This is a genomic window from Mucilaginibacter sp. RCC_168, assembly GCF_041355315.1.
GTDB lineage: Bacteria > Bacteroidota > Bacteroidia > Sphingobacteriales > Sphingobacteriaceae > Mucilaginibacter.
Genome location: NZ_JBFUPN010000007.1, coordinates 84,250 through 107,019, shown reverse-complemented (window position 1 = coordinate 107,019; position 22,770 = coordinate 84,250). Strand labels below are relative to the sequence as shown.

The 22,770-nt window shown below is 40.9% G+C and carries 16 protein-coding genes; 4 read left to right on the top strand and 12 right to left on the bottom strand.

What is annotated here, in order from left to right:
* Positions 1 to 11 precede the first annotated feature (11 nt).
* The 12 genes from AB6735_RS08065 to AB6735_RS08010 all read right to left on the bottom strand — a co-directional run bounded on the left by AB6735_RS08065 (position 12) and on the right by AB6735_RS08010 (position 16,743).
* Positions 12 to 968 (bottom strand): sterol desaturase family protein, encoded by a 957-nt coding sequence (locus tag AB6735_RS08065; RefSeq protein ID WP_370995419.1) that lies wholly within the window; start codon positions 966 to 968, stop codon positions 12 to 14.
* Positions 969 to 1,080: 112 nt separating this feature from the next.
* A complete protein-coding gene (locus AB6735_RS08060; protein WP_370995418.1) occupies positions 1,081 to 1,884 on the bottom strand; it encodes an SDR family oxidoreductase in 804 nt (267 codons plus the stop codon).
* A 130-nt stretch (positions 1,885 to 2,014) separates the two neighbouring features.
* A complete protein-coding gene (locus tag AB6735_RS08055) occupies positions 2,015 to 3,358 on the bottom strand; it encodes an aminotransferase class III-fold pyridoxal phosphate-dependent enzyme (protein ID WP_370995417.1) in 1,344 nt (447 codons plus the stop codon).
* A gap of 13 nt (positions 3,359 to 3,371) precedes the next feature.
* Positions 3,372 to 4,310, bottom strand: coding sequence for a transketolase family protein (locus AB6735_RS08050; RefSeq protein WP_370995416.1), 939 nt, complete (start codon positions 4,308 to 4,310; stop codon positions 3,372 to 3,374).
* 4 nt (positions 4,311 to 4,314) lie between these two features.
* On the bottom strand, positions 4,315 to 5,178 hold the full coding sequence (locus AB6735_RS08045) for a transketolase (protein WP_370995415.1): 864 nt from the start codon (positions 5,176 to 5,178) through the stop codon (positions 4,315 to 4,317).
* A gap of 27 nt (positions 5,179 to 5,205) precedes the next feature.
* A complete protein-coding gene (locus tag AB6735_RS08040) occupies positions 5,206 to 6,009 on the bottom strand; it encodes a cytidylyltransferase domain-containing protein (RefSeq protein WP_370995414.1) in 804 nt (267 codons plus the stop codon).
* 97 nt (positions 6,010 to 6,106) lie between these two features.
* Positions 6,107 to 7,159: a hypothetical protein gene (locus tag AB6735_RS08035; RefSeq protein ID WP_370995413.1), complete on the bottom strand. Its 1,053-nt coding sequence runs from the start codon at positions 7,157 to 7,159 to the stop codon at positions 6,107 to 6,109.
* 225 nt (positions 7,160 to 7,384) lie between these two features.
* On the bottom strand, positions 7,385 to 8,227 hold the full coding sequence (locus AB6735_RS08030; protein WP_370995412.1) for a phosphatidylinositol-specific phospholipase C/glycerophosphodiester phosphodiesterase family protein: 843 nt from the start codon (positions 8,225 to 8,227) through the stop codon (positions 7,385 to 7,387).
* Positions 8,228 to 8,521: 294 nt separating this feature from the next.
* The gene (locus AB6735_RS08025) at positions 8,522 to 10,138 is read right to left on the bottom strand and encodes a RagB/SusD family nutrient uptake outer membrane protein (RefSeq protein ID WP_370995411.1); all 1,617 of its coding nucleotides are present in this window, start codon (positions 10,136 to 10,138) and stop codon (positions 8,522 to 8,524) included.
* Positions 10,139 to 10,158: 20 nt separating this feature from the next.
* Positions 10,159 to 13,185: a SusC/RagA family TonB-linked outer membrane protein gene (locus AB6735_RS08020; RefSeq protein ID WP_370995410.1), complete on the bottom strand. Its 3,027-nt coding sequence runs from the start codon at positions 13,183 to 13,185 to the stop codon at positions 10,159 to 10,161.
* Positions 13,186 to 13,654: 469 nt separating this feature from the next.
* The gene (locus AB6735_RS08015) at positions 13,655 to 16,207 is read right to left on the bottom strand and encodes a hypothetical protein (protein WP_370995409.1); all 2,553 of its coding nucleotides are present in this window, start codon (positions 16,205 to 16,207) and stop codon (positions 13,655 to 13,657) included.
* A 332-nt stretch (positions 16,208 to 16,539) separates the two neighbouring features.
* A complete protein-coding gene (locus AB6735_RS08010; RefSeq protein WP_370995408.1) occupies positions 16,540 to 16,743 on the bottom strand; it encodes a hypothetical protein in 204 nt (67 codons plus the stop codon).
* A 286-nt stretch (positions 16,744 to 17,029) separates the two neighbouring features.
* Here AB6735_RS08010 and AB6735_RS08005 point away from each other — a divergent pair, with 286 nt between their 5' ends.
* The 4 genes from AB6735_RS08005 to AB6735_RS07990 are packed head-to-tail and all read left to right on the top strand — an operon-like array spanning position 17,030 to position 22,767.
* Positions 17,030 to 19,432 carry a GumC family protein gene (locus tag AB6735_RS08005; protein ID WP_370995407.1) on the top strand — a complete coding sequence of 801 codons (2,403 nt, stop codon included), beginning with the start codon at positions 17,030 to 17,032 and terminating at the stop codon, positions 19,430 to 19,432.
* A gap of 17 nt (positions 19,433 to 19,449) precedes the next feature.
* Positions 19,450 to 20,811 carry a lipopolysaccharide biosynthesis protein gene (locus AB6735_RS08000; protein ID WP_370995406.1) on the top strand — a complete coding sequence of 454 codons (1,362 nt, stop codon included), beginning with the start codon at positions 19,450 to 19,452 and terminating at the stop codon, positions 20,809 to 20,811.
* 38 nt (positions 20,812 to 20,849) lie between these two features.
* Positions 20,850 to 21,488 (top strand): DapH/DapD/GlmU-related protein, encoded by a 639-nt coding sequence (locus AB6735_RS07995; protein ID WP_370995405.1) that lies wholly within the window; start codon positions 20,850 to 20,852, stop codon positions 21,486 to 21,488.
* Positions 21,489 to 21,501: 13 nt separating this feature from the next.
* Complete coding sequence (locus tag AB6735_RS07990; RefSeq protein ID WP_370995404.1) at positions 21,502 to 22,767, top strand: hypothetical protein; 1,266 nt, start codon at positions 21,502 to 21,504, stop codon at positions 22,765 to 22,767.
* The last annotated feature ends 3 nt before the right edge of the window (positions 22,768 to 22,770 follow it).

The following is a 22,770-nucleotide window of genomic DNA, read 5'->3' as shown; positions in this document are numbered from 1 at the left end:
AGGTTATGGGGTTATTGCAAAATCTCTTCTTGCGGGTGAGTGGTTATGGTAGTGTTGATAGTTTGTGACGTTGTATTGGTAGTTGCTTTTGAACGTTTTTTATCAAATGGTGACAGCAATATCGACAAAATATTCGGTCGCAGATTATAGTAGCGCTCAAACCATTTATATTTCAATAACTTTTTTTCGTCAAAGCGTTTTACCGAAAAGGCATGCTGCATAAAATAATCCCGGGGATAGTCATAACCCAACCCCCAGTTTTCGCGTTCGTTGCCGGGTGCATGCCCTGGATCGTAAGCAGATTTAAACAAGTGGTCCCATATCGAAAATTTGGTAGCAAAGTTAGCATGGAAAACCTCCTGGTAGTTGGCATGGTGCCACAGATGCAGCTCGGGTGTGTTGAGGATATATTTGAGCTTGCCCAGCTTTACATTTACATTGGCATGGATAAACATACCAAACATGGCATCGAGCAGGGCTTTAATAGGTATCACGGCCGGATCGGCGCCTAATAAAATAATGGGCGCGAATTCAATGGTTTGGTTGATGATGATCTCGATGATGTGTGAACGTGAACCCGACAAAAAATCAACCTCCTTGCCCGAATGGTGTGCCTCATGGGTACGCCAAAGAAACTTGCTGTGGTGCTGCAAACGATGAAACAGGTAAATGTACAGATCATGCGTTACCAGGAAAAATAATACCTGCACGGCCACCGGCCAATGGGTTACAAACTGAAAGGCCGACCAATCGAAATGGTGCTGAATAGGAGCTATGATATAATCAAATATCAGGATCTTTAAAAAATAGCTTTGTATGAGTGTGTACCAAACCAGGTCGATCCAGAAACCTTCCCTAAAAAATTTCAATCCTTTGCGGTAGGGCGATACCCGTTCCCAGGTAATAATGAATATTACCCACAAAACCAGTATCGTAGTGGTAACGGTAAGCAGTTTTTCCTGTGGCATTTTTTTAGTATCAAGTAGTTAGTATCAAGTATCAAGTACCAGTATCTCGTTTTCTTTTATGGACAATTAAAAAAGTCTCGATACTTGATACTAACTACTTGATACTAAAAAGTTATATCGCTGTCCATCCGCCGTCAACTACCAGGTTGGCGCCGGTCATGTAGGCGGAGGCGTCGCTGGCTAAAAATATCAGCGCGCCCTGATAATCGTTAGCTTTGGCCATCCGGCCCAATAATGTTTTGGCCGAATAGTTCTGTACAAAAAAATCATTCTGATTATTCTCCACACCACCCGGCGACAGGGTATTTACCCGCACCCCTTTATTACCCCAATAAGCAGCTAAAAAGCGGGTGAAGTTGATGACCGCCCCCTTGGTTACCGGGTAAGCTGCTGATTTATAAAAATCCTGTTCGCCCTGCGGGTTTTTGTAGATCGATTGATCGGGCCCTACCATACCATAGGTGGATGCTACGTTGATGATACTGCCCGAGTGCTGTTCGGCCATCACCGTACCAAAAACCTGCGAACAAAGGAACACCCCGGTCACATTTACATTCAGCGATTGCTGAAAGGCCGCGAGCGGATAATTTTCAAATGCCGAAAGCTCTTTAGCCATAGCCGGGTTCTCGAACATATCGTTAATGGCGGCATTGTTTACCAGTATATCGATGCTGCCATAGCGGGTGAGTATCTGCTCGCGGGCAATTTCCAGGGAGTGTTTGCTGGTCACGTCGATCTTTAGTCCACCGTGCTGTTGGCCCAGGTTTGCGGCGAAAGCTTCTACCTTTTTCTCGTCCATATCGGCAGCTACCACGTTGGCCCCGGCCATGGCCAGCGCTTCACAATGCTTTTGCCCGATAAGGCCCAGCGCCCCTGTCACTATAGCCGTTTTCCCTTGTAATGAAAATAGTTCCATATACTTTTATAATGAGAGTCAAGATATAAGAGTCAGGAATCAAGAGAGAATACAAAATCTTTGTTGGCTACCAGTTAGCATTCTTCCTTTTTATTTTCTTGACTCTTGGTTCTTAACTCTTGTCTCTTATTTATAATGCCGCTGTTTTTGGCTTAATGTTATAATTGCTCACCTTACGGAAAACGGCCTCCAAAACTTCGCCTATTAAATAGCTTTTTACATCGCCCCTTAAAATGGCTTCTTTAACCAGTTGGAGTACGTCGCGGTAGGCTAAAAGGGTGTAATCAATATCTTCGGAAGTATGACTGAAGCACATGTTATGGAAACCAGCCCAGAGGATACCACGTTTGATCATTTCCTGCTGCATCAGGGTTTTTAATTCCAGTGCATTTCCTGCTTCAGGAGTAAAAGTTACCATGCTGCGGCAGTTATAACCTATACAGCGGGTGTATTGATCCATACCTAATGATATGGCAATTTGGTTATAACCATCTTTTAACAAAGCGCCATGCTGATCAAGATATTGCGGTACATTCTTGTCGCGCAGCTCACTGATGGTGGCTATACAGGCTGCTAATGATAAAGCTTCGCCGCCAAAGGTGGTATAACTGAATACTTCGGAATTGAACAGATCCATCACATCCGCTCTGCCGGTAAGCAGGGCTATAGGCATTCCATTGGCACAGGCCTTGGAAAATACTGCCAGATCGGCCTTTACGTTAAAATATTCCTGCGCACCGCCCAGGGCAATACGGAAGCCTGTCCACATTTCATCAAAAATAAGCAGGGTGCCGTTTTCGCGGCAGACCTCAGCCAGTTGTTGTAAAAAGCCGGGTTTGGGTGCTTCAAAAATAAAAGGCTCCAATATCAGGGCAGCCACGCTTTCGTCTAAGGCTGCTTTTATCGATTCGATGTCGTTGTATTCAAAAGTGTAGGTAAGGTCCTGTATGGCTTCGGGAATACCCGCGTTACGGCTGGTAATACCGATATACCAGTCGTGCCAGCCGTGATAGCCGCAGCAAAATACTTTATCCCTGCCTGTAAATGCACGAGCCACACGTATGGCAGCCGAGCAAACATCGGCCCCTGTTTTGGCTATTTTAACGGCCTCGGCATTCGGGATCACCTGTTGTACCAGCTCCGAAAGTTCCACTTCCAGTGGGTGCATCAGCGAAAAGGTAATACCATCATTTAGTTGCGAGCGGATGGCATCATCAACAGCAGGATAGGCGTAACCTAAAGAAATAGGGCCGATGGCCGAGTTATAGTCGATATATTCATTACCATCAGCATCCCAAACGTGCGAGCCTTTACCTTTTATCAGGTATTTTGGCGCTACGCCTTTGCTAAACTGACCCGGACCTTTAGCCAGGGTCTGTGTTACCGGTTTCTGAACTTTTAACGCGCGCTCATATATTTTGTCCGACTCGGTGATATCGGGATAATTGTTGCTTAACTGTATTTTATTAGCCATGGTAAAATCTTTTTTATTCTGAAAACTCTGGGGTTAATATGGATGGTTGTGAATACCCGGTTTGATAGCCCAGTATCCTTTCGGCTATTTGCTTGCCCGAGAAACCTTCGTTTTGTAATACATCAGGTAATAAGGCTGGTTTAAACCATCTTTCTTTTAAGGCAATGGGCATTACTTTAGCGGTGGTTTGGTATTGCAGTAATACTTCTGCTACAATAGTGTATAAACCGCCGGTCAGGAAATGATCTTCGAGGGTAACTATAAGGCTGCTGCTGGCTGCTACTTGCAGGATGATGGCTTCATCAACCGGTTTAAGGCTGCGCATGTTCACCAGGCCAACGGATAATCCTTCGCTTTGTAATACCTCAACAGCGATGAGCGCCTGCTCGAACATCAAGCCATAGGTTAAAATGGTTACATCGCTGCCTGAAGAGATCACTTCGGCCTTGCCCAATTCAAAAGGCTCATGCACGTGATTGGTTTTGCGGGTGTTGATGCGGGTATAGGCCGGGTTTGGCGATCTCCAGATCTCGGGCAGCATCTTTACCAGGTCATCCTCATCGGCAGGAGCAAACACAGTTACATTTGGGATGCCCCGCATAATGGAAATATCTTCGATAGCCTGGTGGGTAGGGCCGTTAGCATCTGATAAAAAACCAGGGATAAAACCGCTTAGCTTAGCCGGTAAATTGGCAATACCCAGGTCGGTGCGTACAAATTCAAAAGCACGCATGGTTAAAAACGCGGCCAGGGCATGTACTACAGGTTTGCGGCCACGTAAAGCCAAACCAGCCGATGCGCCGATCATGGTTTGCTCGGTAATGCCTGTATCAATAAAACGCTTACCCAAAACAGCAGGCAGGTTACGTACCAACGCGCGGTTTTCGGCTGTCATCACTACTACCTGCTCATCGTTCAGGGCCGTTTCGGTTAATAATTCTTCGTAGGTCATGGGCTTATCTGACAATTAAAGTTTCTGATGTTAATGAGGTGGTATGCTCACCATGCAATTCCAGTAAAAGCTGCTCAACTTCATCGGCCGAGAAATTACAGAACCAGCGGTCGGCGCGTTCCTGAATGCTCGGTAAGCCTTTGCCTCGCACGGTATCCGCTATAACTACATTGAGTTTGCCTTCCTGAAAAGGGAAGGCGCTAAAGGCCTCGTGTAATTCGGTATAGCTATGGCCGTTGATGCGATGCACCGCCGCGCCAAATGATTCAAATTTTTGTACCAAAGGCTCCAATGGTATCAGATCTTCGGTACGCATATTAGCCTGGAAATGGTTACGGTCGATCACAAAGATCAGGTTATCCAAACCATAGGCATTGGCTACCAGCACTGCTTCCCAGCAGGTACCTTCATTTAATTCGCCATCACCCATAATGCAGATCACTTTGTTCTTGCTGCCGCTGATTTTGAGATCCATAGCAACACCCATGGCCACCGATGGTAAATGACCCAATGAGCCCGAGTGAAATTCAACTCCAGGGATATGGGTGTTGGGATGCCAGTAAATATGGTCATTCAAAGAAAGGTGATTGTCCAATCTTTCTTTTTCCATGAAACCTAATTCAACCAGCGTGCCATACAATGCGGGTACATCATGGCCTTTTGACAGGAACAGATAGTCGCGGTCGGCATCTTTTAAATTCGCAGGTGTGAGGTTCAGGAATTCGCTGTACAGATAAACGATCATATCAACTGCCGATAAAGAGGCTCCTGTAAAGCAGCCGCCTGCGGTTGACATGCGCACAATATGCTCGCGCACTTTCAGCGCTATGGCTTGTAGTTCCTGTTCGCTACGTTTTGTGTTTTCCACGGGGTAATGGTTATTTAAATTAAATATTTATTGGCTAACCGGCGCTTGTTTGGTTTGCTCCGGTTGTATGGTTTTTAACTCGTTTAGGTGATTGCGGTACCAGTTTACACCGGCATAGCTGGCATTGATCTGGTAGATCTCCGGTTTTCGATCCAGCAGATCCAGGATATCCTCACATGAAAAGCTTTTGTTTACCGGGTACAGTTCTTCAAACACCCTTTTGATAAACAGATAGTCTTCCTGGTAGTCGATCGTGAAGCGATGCGACATGGAATAATCCAAGCCGGTTTCCCAGCTTACATTACCGATACTGAACAATTGCGGGTTTTCCCAGATGTAAGGTGTGGTATGTTCCAGTTCCAGATTTTGCCGGGCATTTTCCCAGGTTTGCTTTAAGCAAGCCATGGTCATGATCTCCACATCGTTACCATCCGGCCAGGTAGCGGGATGCAGGTTGCTCACATAGTCATGAGCAATGGTATGTTCAAAAAAGTAAGTAAGCGTCTGGTCAATAATCCGTGGATCTATCAGCGGGCAATCCGAAGGGATTTTTAATACTACATCTGCATTATGCAGCAGAGCAGCCTGATAATGGCGGTCGAGCAGGTTATTCTGATCGCCGCGGTAACAGGGTATATTCAGCAACCGGGCTTCCTGTTCAATAATATCATCTTCTGGATTAACAGATGTTGCTATTACTAAAACGGCCTGATGCTTTATCATTTGCAGGCGTTCTATCATCATTGCCAGTATGGTTTTACCCCAAACAGGTAACATCACCTTCCCGGGTAAACGGGTGGATGCCATACGGGCTTGTACAATGATCACCATTTTTTAATTATTGAATTACTGAATTATTGATTTATTGAATTTGTCTTTGCTTCAAAAGTTCTTGTTCCTTGCTCTTTCTATCCTTGTTCTTTGTTCCTTAATAGTTAGCCACCAATTGTTCGGTATAAAAAGGAACCTCTTGCGTATTTAAAGTTTTTTGTACATCAAAATTCTCCTGTCTGCCTTTATGATTAATGTAAGCACGGCACACCTGGGCTATTTTATTTGCCGAGATGCCGCCGTTCTGAACCGGAGATAACCTTTTAAGCTCATCCACATCAAACCACGAATGCACCTTTTTGCCTAAAGCAATGCCGGTATATACTACGGTTGAATATTGGGTGATCAGTTCGCAGCAATTAGCGATCATATGGTTGGTATTCCCCGACTTAAAGATCATGGCATCGGCCGGAGCATGTTTCCGGATCTCTTTTTCAGCACGGTCAGCTTTTTCATTGGGGTGCAGTTTAAACAGCAGGGGCCTCCCATTAGCTATTTTTACGGCACTTTTAATAAAGGCTGGCCGGTTCTCGAAACGATAGGTTTCACGCATGTCTGTAGTGGCTACCATTACATAATCACGGTGGGTGAAGTCATTATTCAGAAATTGTTCCAGGTTATCATAATTCGGCATACCGGTAACGGCGATCTTATTACCGTCGGTGCCGTTTTTAATGAAGTACTGACGATAACCGGATGAGGCTGAACAATAAATGTCGCACACGTTTGATGAGCCGTTCAATGAAGTATTGCCGCATAAAAAAGTGGGCAGTCTTAGCGTTTTTACTATTTTGCTTAACAGGGTATATTTATCAACCATGCCTTCCTGTACCCATACTGTTTTGATTTTACGCATGCGGTTAGGCACCAGTATATCCGAACAAAAAACCACCAGGTCATACTGGTTTAATCTTGCTCCATAATCAATTTGCAGTCCGTGCTGATGAAGGTATTTTTCTGAATTGGTACGATAGTAATTTGATAGTATAGTGCCGTTGAGCAGCGAAGTATGATTAATGAATAAATTTAATATATAGTTATCTGTAAATAGCTGACTAAACCAGCAATCAAACTCTGGCAGTTCGTTTGCTATCTGGTGCATTTGTGATGTTTGGTTTACAGAACCGGTAATAAACAGTATTTTCTGCATTTATAGTTTGATGACTAATTGTTAAGGCAAATGTTTTCTGTTATGGTATGCTTAACTTAACTGATATAAATATTTTATAATAAATTATACATCATATATTAAAACCATCGCAATGGATTAAAAGTATGGCTGTTACTTTTATATAATGCTAATTTAAGGTTATGAAATAGTTAATTATGTATTAGGGTAATTTTAACTTAACACATTCAAGCTTAATGTTTTATATTATTTAGCATTCGCGGAAAAAGCTACCCTCCTGGTCAGGAAGTTTTTAAGCTCCGGAAGTTTATCCGTATTGATCAGATCAACACCGCAATCAAGCAATTCATTCCAAACAGCCGGATTTTCGGGCGATGCCCATAGTCGTACCTTTTTACCAAACCGGTGTGCCATGCCGACGTATTTACATAAACGTTGTTTTTGTGAAACAGGGAAAACGCCGCTGCCAGTCCAGTTTACCAATTTGGAGTATTTACAGCTTGCTGTGCGGTAAATATTTGCTGACGAAGTATCCTGCTGAACCTTCATCAGGTCCTCGTCAATAAAGGCCAAACGGTTTTGTTGTTTTTTCAGGATCTCAAATGGTTTGTGCCCGGTTATCACTATGGTGATCTGACGCTGAACAAATACGCCATCCTCATAACCAGAAAGTATATTTTTATATTTTTCGAGCACTTCCGACAGTACCTCGTACGTTTTAGCCGCGTTTGATTTAATATCGATCATCAGCGTAATGGGATAAACAATGCGTGATTCCTGCCCGTTTGAGCCATTGATACAACTGGCCAGTGGATCAAGGTAAAGACGCTCCAGTGTGCGGTGCCTTTTAAAAAGCGGGAGCAGATGGGCGACAATGAGTTTACCGCGCCTTAAATATATATCGGCTTCAATATGGGTGTACCCGTTGTCCAAAGCATCGTACAAAGGCCGTTTGTGCCAGTAATCATTATGGGCGAAGGCGTTGGCGAGTGGGACATTTTGGGAGTAGGATTTAAGGGCAGTAAATGCGAGGAGAACTAAGAACAATAATTTTAGGTGCTTTAGGCAAAAGCTTGCGGCTTGCATCATTAATTGTTTTTGTTGCACAAAGCTATTTGTTCAATGTGTTATAAATATTAGCCTACGGTTAACAAATTTTTTATTGATGTTAAGGTTGTGTGAAGGAGATTTAGGGAACAAGGATTTGGGGAGTAAGGACTTTTGGAACAAATATTTTTGGAGCAAGGAACAAGGATTTAGTGAATAAAGAGCAAAAATGAAAGCGAGAAGAGTAAAATACAAAAAAGAACAAGGAGCAAGATCTTTATCCTTGCTCCTTGTTCCTTTTATACTTGATCTAAAGGAAAATCCTTGCTCTAAGAATTAATAACCAGGGTTCTGAACCAGGTTTGGATTGGTTTTTAATTCGGTTGATGGAATAGGATACAACCTGCGGGTTGGATCGGTGTTCATTTTCAGGTCATCTGTTTTTCCGCCAGCTACCGGTAGTGGATATTCTTTTTCAAACAAGCCAAAACGGATCAGGTCATTACGGCGCCATGCTTCCCATGAAAGCTCACGTGCACGCTCATCTAACAAACCATCCAGATCAATTGAGGCAGCGGCTTGTGCGTGGGCACGAGTACGCAATTTATTTACCAGGGTAAGCGGAAGCTGCGTTTCGCCATTGATGACAGTTGGGGTAGCTCCGCGTAATATAGCTTCGGCTTTCATCAGCAGCACATCGGCTAAACGGAATACCGGCACGTCGTTACTGTTTAAGCGGGTTGCCTGGATGATGTTAACATCTGGATAGTACTTGATAGATCTTACACCTTCTGATTGCGAGGTAAGTATATCGTTACCCAAATCCATTGGTTTTAAACCTGTGAGGGTTAATGTAGGTATCAGGTTGATCTGTTTTGTAGCATTTGGGGCTGGGTAGTAAACCGGTTGATTGGTGAAACCTCCATTACCGTCGGGATAAAATTGTGGTCCTGCCAGCCATGTTTTGGAACGGTCGTCGCCAGGAATGTTAAAGCGGTTATAAAACTCAGGCGTGGTACTCATGGCAATACTTAAACCTACATTAAAACCATATGCTTGTGCCAGGTAATAAAAGAAACCGAAACGGGTAAATTGGTTGCCCGGTATTTGCTGATCGTAAGGTACTGCAAATATGGTTTCGTTGATCTGCGGACCGTTTGTTGGCAAAAATATATCCCGGTATTTAGTATCCAGATAATAGTTGGTATTGGCCTGTACGCTATCGCACATGGTTACGGTTTCCTGGTAGCGGTTGGTTCCGGTGTATACGCCGGAGTTCAGGTACATTTTTGCCAATAAGGCGAATACCATTCCCTTGGTTGGGCGACCATATTGCGATACGTTTACTGTAGCGTTGCTGCTTTTAGCCGGTAATAAAGGTAAAACAGCTTTTAATTCACTTTCAATAAAGGCATATACTTTAGCACGCGGTTGAGTAGCCGGTTGTCCGCTTACCGGGAAATCGGTAATGATAGGTACATTACCATACAAATCCATCATGAAATAAAGGTAAAGGGCGCGCATCGCTTTAACTTCGGCAATAGATGACGCCTTTTTTGCAGCTGTTGATGATGACGCGTTGATAACGCTGATAATACGGTTACAAGAGTTTATCCCGCCAAAACCCCATTGCCATACGCCTATTACGTTAGGATGGTCAAAGGTCCAGGTATGGTAATGTAATTGACGGTATTGGCCACCATCATCAAAGTTACCGTCACGGGCCGGTAATATAGCCTCATCTGTCGACATGTCCTGCATGCGCCAGTAAGGTACCGCGTAGTTTGATGACAGGTTGGAGTAAATGGTACCCAGTAATGCGGTATAATCGGCATCGGTTACCGGGAAGTTTGATTTTACGTACTGCGACTCAACAGGTACATTTAATTTTGTACAAGAAAATGTGCCTATCGTCACAACTATCGCGGCACATAGTATGAATATCTTTTTCATTTTTGTTTATTTAACTGTTATTAAAATGATGCGTTTATACCTAAACTGAAGGTGCGGGTTTTAGGATAAAAATTCCTGTTATCAATGCCAGGAGTTAAACCGCCCATATCAATTTCCGGGTCGACGCCGCGGTATTTGGTAATAATGAAAATATTGTTGCCCGAGGCATAAAAACGCAGACTCTTAAACGCCTGGATATGTGGTTTAATGGTATAACCAAGGGTGGCATTATCCAAACGCAGGTATGAACCACTTTCCAGGAAACGATCTGAAATGAGGTACGCATTGATATCTTTAAACGATTCGCCTAAAGTAAATCTGGGTATGTTTTGCAATTTTGAATCGGCCGGATTATTTAACGAGGCTAGTGTAGCATTCAAAATTTTGTTTCCATAAACACCGCGAACCAGGAAGTTAAAGTCGAAGTTTTTGTAGAAGAAACTATTGCTCCAGCCATAAATAAGTTTAGGCTGTGCATCGTATTTTATAAACTGATCTGTTGTAAGCGGTTGAGCGGCCGTTGTTGATCCGTCGGCTTTTTGATAAGTACTAACACCATTGGCATTTTTGCCCAAATAGTGCCACAAATCAAATGTACCAAGCGCATAACCTGGTTGTATGATCTGGCTGTAGTTGCCTGACTGACCTTTACCACCTAACTGGGCAGTTTGAATATACGGAAGAACAAGTCCACCCTGTGATAAACTTTGTACCACGTTTTTATTATGCGAAAAGTTTAACGAAGTGCGCCATGTAAAATCACGCGTTTTTACAGGTATGGCATTTAATACAACTTCAACACCGCTGTTTTTCATTTTACCTACGTTTGCGGTTAAAAGCGGATAAAAATATTGGGTAGTTGATACCTGGAGGGTAGTGATCAGATCGGAGGTTTTCTTGATATAATAATCAACAGAACCGGTAATGCGGTTGTTGAGTATACCAAAATCCAAACCTATGTTGGTAGTAGCGGTACTTTCCCATTTCAGATTTGGGTTGTCATTACGTACAGGGCCAATAGGGTTAACTATATTACCATTACTTAAAAATTTACCACCACCCGGAGGCACGCCGTAAATTAACTGAGCGGTAAAGGCGTCGAACCCTGCACTGTTACCAGATACACCATAACCGGCCCTTAGTTTCAAGTCGCTGATAACCGGAACAGATTTCATAAAATCTTCGCTGGTGATCTTCCATCCGGCAGAAGCCGCAGGGAAATAGCCATGGCGAACGTTTAAACCGAAACCCGAAGATCCGTCTTCCCTTAATGAAGCCTGTAGTAAATACTTATCGGCAAATTGATATTGTGCACGGGCATAAAAAGATATTAACCTTAAGGTAGAAATATAGGTTGGCGGGGTAGTGCCATTTATATTGTAACTCGGATTAAAAATAATTTGTGAAAGTTGGGTCGGGTTGGAGAATGCTAAATAATTATAAGTTAAAGCATCATTTGAAAATCCCTGAGTTTGTACCCCGAATCCGTCACCGTTACGATCCTGCTGATAAGAGTAACCACCTAATAATTTAACGGAATGCCGACCAAAAATGCGGTCGTAATTAAAATAAGCTTCTACAACGTTACTGGTATTGGTATAAGCACTGCGCGCGGCTACGCCTCCAGCGTTAACGTATATACCAGACTGACTGGTAGAGTAGGTATTAACGTTGTTTTGTTCCTTTTGGGTTGATCCCGATACGGTAAACTTTAAACCATTTAAAATGTCAACAGAAGCAAAACCATTGATCAGGGTTTTGTTGTTCTCTGTTTTGATAAAGTTATTGTTAATTAACGATAGTGGATTCAATGGTCCGCTACCTGTACGGGTATAGTTTTCTTTATAAGTACCATCCGGGTTAAAAGGGCCTACTGTTGGCAAATAGAACAAAATACCCGATAATACCTGGCTTTGGAAGATGTCGTTGTTTTTGGTGGCGCTATTGGTAAGCGTGATACCTAATTTTAAACGATCATTAAAAAAACGCTGGTTGATATAACCTTTGTAGATAGTACGCTCCAAGCTGGTATTTTTTAATATACCATTATTTTTCATGTAGTTTACACTTGCACCATATTCTGAATTGGTACCAGCACCACCATAAGAAAGGTTGTGGTTTTGCGAATAGCCTGTTCTTTCGGCCAGTTTTTGCCAGTTGGTATTTGAACCATCGTCGTCGGCTGCGCTCAGTTTAGGTACGCCATTATCCGTTAAGTATTTACGCAGTTCATCGCCTGTAAGTACATCAATGTTTTTGGATACATTTTCAACAGCGCCATACGCACTATAGTTTAACCTGGTTTGGCCTGCTTTTGCCTTGCGGGTTGTAACGATGATTACACCGTTTGCAGCACGCGAGCCGTATATAGCAGTTGACGATGCATCTTTTAATACATCGATACTCTCGATATCGGCAGGGGCCAATAAATCGATAGAAGCTCCCGGTACACCATCAATTACATAAAATGGCTCTGTGGCACCGTTGCGCAAGGTTGACGGCCCTCTTAGTATAGTTGAAGGCTGTTTGTTAGGGTCACCGCTTTTGGTGATGTTTAAGCCTGCTACTTTTCCTTGCAGTAATTCAGCAGGGGTGGTTAAAACACCTGCGTTAAAATCCTCAGCTTTTACCGAGGTGATAGCGCCTGTAACATCCTTACGACTTGATGTACCGTAACCAATTACTACCACATCTTTTAACTGTTTGGTATCAGTTACAAGGCTAACATTGAATGATGATTTATCACCTACAGTAACCTCTTTTGGTACAGAACCCAGGAAGGTGAATTTTAAAACATCATTTGGGCCGTTAACTGTAACGGAATAACCGCCATTGCTGTTGGTTGTAGTAGCTTTGCCCGTGCTTTTAACGGTTACTACAACACCTGGTAATGGTGTGTTGGTTTCGTCTGTTACCGTTCCTTTTACAAGCCTGCCGGTTTGCGAAAAAGCTTGTAACGCGGTAAGTAATATGGCGCAGGCAATGAGCAAGCCATACCTGGATAAATGATGTGTTTTCTGGAAAAAACAGTGGTAAATTTTTTTCATAATGTGTGTTTTGGACAATTAATTTAACTAAATTCAGGAATCGCATTTTTCCGCTGCAAAGGAATGATGCGCATGTTAGGAAATCATCAAGTGAACATTAGCTTTTTTGTTTAGGGTAAGGTGAGTGATTTGGTTAATTTTCGATAATTTTTGTATTAATTTATTGACTTACAGCGTTTTTAATACATGAAATAGGTTAGATGTGCCATAAATTGGTTATATGGAAAAAACTAATTATTAAAATTAGTTTAATATCAGTTTAAACAACTTTAATAAGGTAATAAATAGGTTTTATTGCCTGTTGCTGAAGCTTATAAATTCAGTAAGTTTAGTATTGGTTTATAATGTAATAGTTAAAGAAGTAACGGTTACAATAGTTTAAAAATAGATTTTAAATTACGCCTGCAAAATACTTAAACGTTTTTTGTTTAAAAGTAATTTAAATTGAACCGGTTTTTGGTTTTTTACCTTAGTTAGAAAAATCTTGATTGGAAAATATCTCGGGGCTTAATCCGCATTCGCGCAGAGCTCTGGCGTTATTATAAGCCAGTTGTTTATAAAATGCCTCATCCTGGCTTACAACTGCTGGATTATTGATCAAAAAGTTTATAGTAAACACCTTTGAAAACTTATTTCCTGATTTTTCTGTAGCCTGGTTTAAATATTTATAATATCCCGGGATAGCATTGTATTCGCCGTTAAGGACAGCTTTCTTAATTTTAAGACTGTAAAAGGCCTGTTTCATGGCTGGTGTAAACAAACTCTCTTTTGTTTTAAATAACTCAGAAGCCTGATCATGAATGGTTTTAAGTTCTTTTACTCTGCCCAATAAAAAGTGCGAGTCGGCCAGTAACATTTTCAGGAAGAAATTATAACCGGTAGGCTCAGTGGTATCTTTAAAATGAACTTTTTTGAGCGCGTTTATATACCTGAACATTTTCAGGGGTTTTTGACATATTAAGAGCACAAAACCTGCCAATAAATAAATAAGATCATTCCCCTGGCTGTAATGAAGATTACCGGTTTGTTTTGGCGGATTAAAATAAAATCTGGTAATAGTTACAAAGAAGTCCTTTTTGATGATGCCATATTTGAAAAAGTAATATATGGTATTAAGGCATTCTAACGGACTTATGGTAAACTCCTGATAATCTTCGTGCGAAAAAACGCTGAGTTTTATTAAATATGCCTCTAACGAAGGCAAATCTAATTGCAGTACCGATATAATGGCCAGTGTGCTATAGGTGAGGATCTTTTTATAATTGGATAGTTCGAATTTTAACAGGGATTGTAAAGATTTTTTGTAGTCGGGGGTTATCAGTTCCAGTCCAAAAAAATAATAAAACAGGCCATCACTGCAATCCTGTTTAAAATAATTGGCCATCGTACCTGTATTGCTTTGACCTAAATGAGCTTTATGAAACAAATCACCCAAAAACACAATCATTTCTGATTTCTCTCTGGGATTAAGGTCGGTTTTGGATAGTGACGAAAAATTTTCCTGCTGCCCGTTTTTCATGGCGTGCATAATGCACCACTTAATAATTGGCACCTTAAGTTCATTATTTAAAAATAACAGGTTAATAGCCTTTACCAGGTTTTCGTCAAAAATGTTATCATTGTCATACAATAATTTATGGGCAATGGCCAGTTCTAAAAAATTATTGTTTCCAAATTGAACATAGGTGTTAAACTGAGCATCGCTGCTGGTATTGATCTCTTTTAAAAAACCAATACTTAATAACTCTTTATATGCCTGATTGTACTGGCTGAATAAATCATTTACCTTTAGTTTGTCTATATCATACTCACGTTTTTTAAAATCCATATTTTCAATAAGACCTTTTAGCAACAGCGTTTTGTCTGTTGCGTGGTGCCCCATATAAATTTTATTGAGTATAAAGTTGGAGATCAGGTCGTAAATAGAAGTATGGTCGACATTATTAAGCGAAAAATTATCCTTGTGCTGTTTATAATAAAACTGAAAATAAAGCGGGAGATTAAAACTGGCGGCAACATCAGCCGGTATTGGTATCTGCATTTCCGGGTTGATGTTGAGGCACAGGTCTTTTATTTCCTGTAAATTGAATAGCGGTACATTACTATTTACTTGCTGATCAGTAATAGTCCCAATGAACCATTTTGGGTGATCAGGATCCAGCACATGCCGGTTATTGATCCAGTTAGCTGACCGCATGGTTAAAACCATTCTGAACCATTTTTGCGATTGATAAAATGAAAAGATGTCCATTAACTGGTCAAGTAATAATTGAAACCAGTTATTCTTAAACATATGTTCATCCAGGCCATCAATAATCAGGTAAAAATTACCCTCTTTACGCTTAGTATCATCAAGCAGCGATATGATATCCTCTTCGAGTGTATAGCCTAATAAGGCCAATAGCCAATCATTAAAATCCTTCCCGCTGATCAAAACATTCATTAAGGCATTACTGCTGAAAAACAGGATGATATCATTGCTGCCCGATGTAATGTTTAGCGCCAGTCTTTCATCTACCCAATGACACAGGGCTATGGTTTTGCCATAGGATGGAGGGGCAATCAACACCGTTGCTGCATAATCGCCTTTTAAAAACTCATCAAAATGTTTTTCGAGAAAGCTCCTTTTGATGCTTTGATTAAACGGAATGCCCGATTTGTTTTTTAAGGCCTGCAGGGTGAAATTAGTGATCTTGGCGGCTTTTTGACTCAGGGAGTCCCAATCAGCATTTTTATGGTTGCTGTTAGTATGTTGTTTGTCCTGTTTTTTACAGAAATCATCCCATCCATTATATCCGCAGTAATTTGATAATACATCAATAGTAAATAACGACGGTTTAAACTTACTTAAAGCGAAGCCATAGATCCTTTTTAAGGTGGTTTCGCTTACAGTATGGCTCGTTTTATCACTGATCCGAGCCGAAAGTATTTTACAATCACTTGCCTGGATGCGTGTAAGGTTTGAGATTTCTAAAACATACGATTTTAATAATTCAAATAGCTGTGATGAAAAGGCTGTCATATTATTAAAAAGTATCGGATATATAGCTTCTAATGACCGTTTTACTGATAAATCAAAGCCCTATAACCCTGTATTATAAGTTTTAGTTAATCAGTAGGTTAATTATAAGTTTATGAATGTATGTAATTTTATGACCTTAGATTTTATTTCTGCTTTTAATGAATAAAATGAATATTTCCTGCGGTTTTGTTCATTTACAGTGTTGAATGAACAACTATCCCAGGGGGGATTTCTGTTTTGCTGTTCGGGGGAGTTACAGCTGTTGTATAGATAACCCAGTCGATTAATTATGGGTTAATTTTATAGTTGACAGATGCTTTGGTGTTCATCTATCAAAGAAGCGAGAAAATAGATACAGCACAGATCAATACATGGAAAACGCCCATTACCAATAGGTCCGATTGTTCGTCGGTCAGGATATTTCCTGGTGCTTTGATGCTTAGTTTTTTTAATTTTACGAAGCCATAAATACCGGTTATGGCTGCTAAGATAACGACAAATGCCGCCACCTTATCGTTTATAATACCATTAATCATACGTCGGTTTTTTTGGTCAAGATCCGCTTTGGGGGCCTATAATATTATACATAGTTATGTATAATGCTTATATATGCTGTTTGTTTATTTTGTTCATTATTATTTAAGTGTTCACATTATTCATTCTGGCTACTTCTCCTTTAAGCCAACATTTTGGACTTAACTTTCCTATAGCTAAACCCGTATTAATTTACAATTTGCTACCTGCGTCCGGATCGATAATTTCGGAGAGTTAATAAATTAAAAGAACACCATAACACCTTGTACTTTATATTAAAATAGACAGATGGACAACACAGACATTTTGGCCGAAAAACTTGATTTTACATACAAAAAGGAAGAAGGGCCCAGCGATGTAAGAGGTTTGATTGCATTATGCCTTAATTATTGGTATGTATTTGCATTAAGCATTATTACTTGCCTGATAGCCGGATTTGTTTATATTCAGTACAGTCCGAATCAATGGAGCATATTGGGTAAAGTAATTGTTGAAGATGAGCAAGGCACACCGGAAAAAGCGCTGACCAATGGGCTTAATGCCGATCTGGCTTCCCTGTTTGATGTAAAAAGCAATGCCGATAATGAGGTTAAAATATTAAAATCAACCAGTTTGATAAATCGTACCGTTGCCAAGCTAAACCTCAATATTCATATCCTGGATAACAATGGCTGGAAAAGTTTTGAAATACATGAAAACTCACCAATTGCTGTATCGGTTGATTATAAAAAGAAGGATATTCGTTTAAGTAAATTCAAAATCGCTATTCTTAACAACACAACTTTTCGTATTAAAAACAGCAAGGAGGACCTGGATATCACCGGCGAGTTTGGGAAACCGATTCAGCTTAGCCAGTATAATCTTACCATCAACAAAACCGATAAGTTTAAACCTTCCGGATATTACAAATTAAATATCCAGTCGAAAAAACAAGCGGCAAAAGACCTGACTGATAACCTGGCTGCCGGGCTTGATGATAAACAGGCCACGGTGATAAATCTGCAGTTAAGTTATGAAAACCCGGATCATGGCGAATTAATTTTGCAAACGTTGATGGAGATGTACCTGCAAAGCAACCTATCCAACAAGATACGTAAGGCTGATAGCACCATGAAATTCATCAACGCCCGCCTGTTGGTTGTTGGAGACGAACTGGGTAAAGTTGAGAAAAATCTGGAGCAGTATAAAGTTCAGAATAAGATATCAGATATCAACGCGCAATCAAAAGCGCTTGTTGAAGGTGCTAATCAGTATCAAAGTAAGTTGAATGATAACTCCGTACAATTGGCGGTGGTAAATGATCTGTACAGATATGTAAATGATGCCAATAACCCGCAGGTTGTGCCCAGCTCCTTAATAACCAAGGATGTTGCCTTTGGTACAGCCATTAATGCCTATAACGAAATGCTTTTACGGAAGGAACAGCTCAAGCTAAACCTTACCGATAACAGTACCATTATACAAAACCTTAACCAGCAGATTGAACTGGCCCGCCGGTCGCTGATGGCGAGTATTAAAAACTATCGAAATAGTTTGGAGGTTTCGCAGCAGGCATTCAAGAAGCAAAACTCATTTATCGAAAACAAAATATCTGATGCCCCTGTAAAAGAGCGGATCTACCTGGATTATTCCAGACAGCAAAGCTTAAAGCAGGATCTTTACTTATTCCTGTTGCAGAAAAAGGAGGAGACGGCTATTTCTCAAAATGCCACCATGTCAAGCGTGCGGATATTGGATAATGCTGAAAGTAGCGAAAAACCTTTTGCACCAAAACAATCGTTGATATACCTTATTGCTTTGTTTGCAGGCATCTTTTTACCGGCTACCGGCTTGAGTATAAAAGAAATGATGAATATCAAGATCAATAGTAAGGCTGATATTGAAAAACATACGAGTGTGCCCTTACTGGGTGAAATAAGCCGGAATACCAACCGTAACAAGCTTTTGATATACAATGATTTCCGCTCCATCGTTTCTGAAGAGATAAGGGCGGTACGTACCAATCTGAAATATGTTACAGAGAAGGGTAAGTCGAACGTGATCCTGTTTACGTCAAGTATGAGCGGGGAGGGTAAATCATTTATTTCCCTTAACCTGGGTAACTCTATAGCCATGTCTGGCAAAAAAGTAGTGTTGCTTGAACTGGATTTACGCAAGCCCCGGTTACTGAAAAATATCGGTGTGGAGAACGATCACGGTTTTACTAATTATGTAATTTCAAACGAAGAGGAAAGTATTGATAACCTGATCAAGCCTTCTACTTTTAATGAAAACTTCTTCTTTATCTCTTCCGGGCCGATCCCGCCAAACCCGACCGAGCTATTAATGCACGACAGGTTAAAAACCCTGATAGAAGAACTGCGTAAGAGGTTTGACTATATAATTATTGACAGCGCTCCGGTAGGCCTGGTCTCTGACGCTCTCATCATTGAGGAGTTTGTGGATATCACCTGCTATGTGGTAAGGCAAAACTATACCTATAAATCGCAATTGGGTATCGTAAACGATCTGCACAAATCAAAAAAAGCCAAACATCTTTACCTTATTGTAAATGATATTGAGCTTAAAAAGAATAGCATTACCGGTTACGGTCACGGTTATGGTAACTATGGTTACGGCTATGAAGGTATTGAGGAAAAAACTAATGGATTGGCCTCTATTTTCAATAAAACAAAAGAACCTACCACATAAATAGTATTAAATAATTTATGCTGCAGGCTATACAAACTCATGTTCAGCGCTTTTTTACAAAGGGACACGAGCGTTCTTTGAAAACCAAAAAAAATATCATTCAGTCGGTTTTATTAAAGGGAGGCAGTGTAGCTATTTCGTTGTTACTCATCCCGCTTACTATTAAGTACATTAACCCAACCCAATACGGTATCTGGCTTACACTAAGTTCGATCATTACCTGGGCCGGGTTGTTTGATATGGGACTCGGAAACGGATTGCGGAACAAGCTGGCCGCCATGATATCATTGGGCGATGTTTCATCGGCAAAAAGTTATGTAAGCTCAACCTACGCCTTGTTGCTGATCATATCAAGCATCATGTTTGTGGTGTTTTATTTTGTTAATCCTTACATCAAATGGCAGCAGATCTTAAACGCGCATAACACCCCGGCAGGCTATCTGAGCATGACCGTGTTGATTGTGTTCGCATTTTTTTGTTTCCAGTTTGTGATACAGTTGATCAATAACGTATTAACAGCCAACCAAGCCCCGGCCAAAACCGCTTTTTTAAGCCTCATGGGGCAAATATTATCGCTTTTGGCGGTATTGTTTTTAATGCGGGTTAAACAGGGCGAATTGCTTGATGTGGTTATTGTTATCGCAGGTTTGCCTTTACTGGTATTAATTGCTGGCAGTATCTGGTACTACAACGGGAGTTATAAAGAATTATCACCCAGTTTTAGGTCCATCAATTTAAAATACGCTAAAGAGCTGCTGGGTGTAGGTGGCGGATTTTTTATTATTCAAATAAATGCCCTGGTACTTTACGAAACAGATAATATTGTGATCACCCAGTTATTTGGTCCAAAAGAGGTAACTACATTTAATGTAGCCTACAAGCTGTTTTCAATTATCCTGATGTTCTTTGTTATCGTAATAACGCCGTTTTGGAGCGCTTTTACCGAGGCCTATACTAAAAATGACCTGGAATGGATCAAGAACGCGGTGCTCAAAATAAATAAACTATGGATAGCCCTTAGCGTTTGTGCTATTTGCCTGCTCATCGTATCTCCCTGGTTATATAGGCTGTGGCTGGGTAAAACCATAACGGTGCCCGTTTTTCTGTCAATAGCTATGTGCCTGTACACCATAACCATTATATGGCAGGCCATACATGTTCAGCTTTTAAACGGAATAGGTAAAATCAAACTGCAATTGTATGTGGGTATTATTGGTTCGATTGTGAACGTACCCTTATCGGTGTTTTTAGGTAAAAAGATAGGGGTAGCTGGAGTAACACTATCCAATGTTATTTTATTTATCATCATGGGAGTATTGTTTTCGATACAAACAAAAAAAATAATCAATAAAACGGCTACCGGCATTTTTAATGCCTGATACAGGCCAGCGGTTGAAATATAATTATCAGGTTGATCATGTATTATATCAGAAAATTTTACAGGTTGTTACGGGTGCTGTACTATCAAATGGCACGGCAATACTCGTGGCTCATCAGCAGTTTTAAATTTTATTTGAATAACGTAAAATATCACCGTGATTTTGTTGGTTTCGGCATTCCCATACTGGACATTAACCTGCAGGGGACTTTCTCCATTGGTAAAAGATTTTGGTTCAATAGCGGTAAATATCATGCGATGGGCGGACGCCAGCAGCAATGCTATTTTGTGGTAGCCAAAGGTGGTGAGTTAACTATTGGCGATAATGTAGGCGTTACTTCGGTAGCCATCATTTGCCACAATAAGATAAGCATCGGTAACAATGTAAAAATAGGTATCAATACGGTTATCTATGATACCGACTTCCATTCGCTCGACGCGCGGATGAGAAACAGTTATCCGGAACGGCTGGATGGCGTAAAAACAAAACCGGTTATTATTCGTGACGGCGCCTTTATAGGCGGACACAGTACTATTTTAAAAGGAGTAACTATTGGGAAAAACTCTATAGTAGGGGCAGGCTCGGTGGTGTTTGAAGATATACCCGACGAACAGGTTTGGGCAGGAAACCCCGCCAGGTACGTACGCGACAACTTTGTTTATGCAACTACGGCTTAACTAATTTAAGGAAATGATCAATCGTATATATCCGCTTTTATTGTTGATACTCATTGTAGCCTCGTTTTTTCATATGCAGGCTATTGTGTTAGCTATTGCGTTGTTGATCATTTTTATGCCTTTAAAGCATCGTTTGGCAGCAGTAAAGGTGGCCCGTATTTTTGCTATTTTGTTACTGCCTGTGCTATTTGCCCTGATAGTTGGCTATAAGAATGATAACTATCTTATTTTAAAAGATTTTTACTACTTCAGCATACCTGTGTTATTTATACTATCGGGGATTGTGCTGGCCTGCAGGCTTGATATTGAAAAGTTTTTGAAAACGCTGGTTTACGCGGGGCTAATCACATCTGTATTGGTAACAGCCATATCAATATCCTATATGGGCGTCAGCGCTTTGTTCGATCCGTACTCGGCACATTATGCCATGGGTATTGTGGGGGCACCTGGTCCGCCAATGGGGCTGGCCTGTTTACTGTTTACCTGGAAGTTTAATATCCGCTTGTTTAAACCACATTGGTTTAAATTATTTACAGCGGTAAACGCATTTGGTATTTATATGTGCGCCTCCCGTACTTACTTTATTATCATGGTATGCTTTGCTTTGCTCATGGTGGCTGATAAGGTTAAGAAGATATGGATAATTCCAACCATTTTTTTCCTGGTTATGATCATCGCGCTGATACCGACCGATATTTTTCAGGCTACTTCGTCCGAGACCTTTATGAGCAAATTGCTGGGTTCATTTAATGAGCTGAAAATGGGCGATTATAATACCGAGCAGGATATCAATATGAAATACCGCGGTTATGAATCGTTTATGGCGCTCAAGAGTTATATGGAGGGTGATACCAAAGATTGGATATTTGGCGGCCTGGGTAAAACCGTCGATCTGAAAACATTTGTGCGCCTGGGTGAGGATACTGATTTTCAGTTTATCCCGGTTTTGCATAATGGCTGGCTTTACCTGCTGGTAAAAATGGGAATAGCAGGCCTGTTTACCTATATCGTGATATTTTTTGGACAGATCATTAAAAACTGGCGAAAGTATGCCGATAGCACAGCTAAACCGGCTATCAGGTTATTCGCTGCTTTGAGTATCGGCTGCATATTTAGCCTGCTGCTTACCAATTATATTGTTACCGCGTTGTTTAATACCGAAATGTGCATCATGATGATAACACTGGGTTATAGTTACCTCAATTTCAACGCGTTGGTTTTTAAGCAGGAGGAACGTGAAAAAGAAAAAATTCAAGCCTATCAGTTTAAAGCAGCTTAATGG

Coding starts and splice junctions, on each gene's coding strand:
- AB6735_RS08065 (WP_370995419.1), bottom strand. CDS start 968: ATGCCACAGGAAAAACTGCTTACCGTTACCACTACGATACTGGTTTTG.
- AB6735_RS08060 (WP_370995418.1), bottom strand. CDS start 1,884: ATGGAACTATTTTCATTACAAGGGAAAACGGCTATAGTGACAGGGGCG.
- AB6735_RS08055 (WP_370995417.1), bottom strand. CDS start 3,358: ATGGCTAATAAAATACAGTTAAGCAACAATTATCCCGATATCACCGAG.
- AB6735_RS08050 (WP_370995416.1), bottom strand. CDS start 4,310: ATGACCTACGAAGAATTATTAACCGAAACGGCCCTGAACGATGAGCAG.
- AB6735_RS08040 (WP_370995414.1), bottom strand. CDS start 6,009: ATGGTGATCATTGTACAAGCCCGTATGGCATCCACCCGTTTACCCGGG.
- AB6735_RS08035 (WP_370995413.1), bottom strand. CDS start 7,159: ATGCAGAAAATACTGTTTATTACCGGTTCTGTAAACCAAACATCACAA.
- AB6735_RS08030 (WP_370995412.1), bottom strand. CDS start 8,227: ATGATGCAAGCCGCAAGCTTTTGCCTAAAGCACCTAAAATTATTGTTC.
- AB6735_RS08025 (WP_370995411.1), bottom strand. CDS start 10,138: ATGAAAAAGATATTCATACTATGTGCCGCGATAGTTGTGACGATAGGC.
- AB6735_RS08020 (WP_370995410.1), bottom strand. CDS start 13,185: ATGAAAAAAATTTACCACTGTTTTTTCCAGAAAACACATCATTTATCC.
- AB6735_RS08015 (WP_370995409.1), bottom strand. CDS start 16,207: ATGACAGCCTTTTCATCACAGCTATTTGAATTATTAAAATCGTATGTT.
- AB6735_RS08010 (WP_370995408.1), bottom strand. CDS start 16,743: ATGATTAATGGTATTATAAACGATAAGGTGGCGGCATTTGTCGTTATC.
- AB6735_RS08005 (WP_370995407.1), top strand. CDS start 17,030: ATGGACAACACAGACATTTTGGCCGAAAAACTTGATTTTACATACAAA.
- AB6735_RS08000 (WP_370995406.1), top strand. CDS start 19,450: ATGCTGCAGGCTATACAAACTCATGTTCAGCGCTTTTTTACAAAGGGA.
- AB6735_RS07995 (WP_370995405.1), top strand. CDS start 20,850: ATGTATTATATCAGAAAATTTTACAGGTTGTTACGGGTGCTGTACTAT.
- AB6735_RS07990 (WP_370995404.1), top strand. CDS start 21,502: ATGATCAATCGTATATATCCGCTTTTATTGTTGATACTCATTGTAGCC.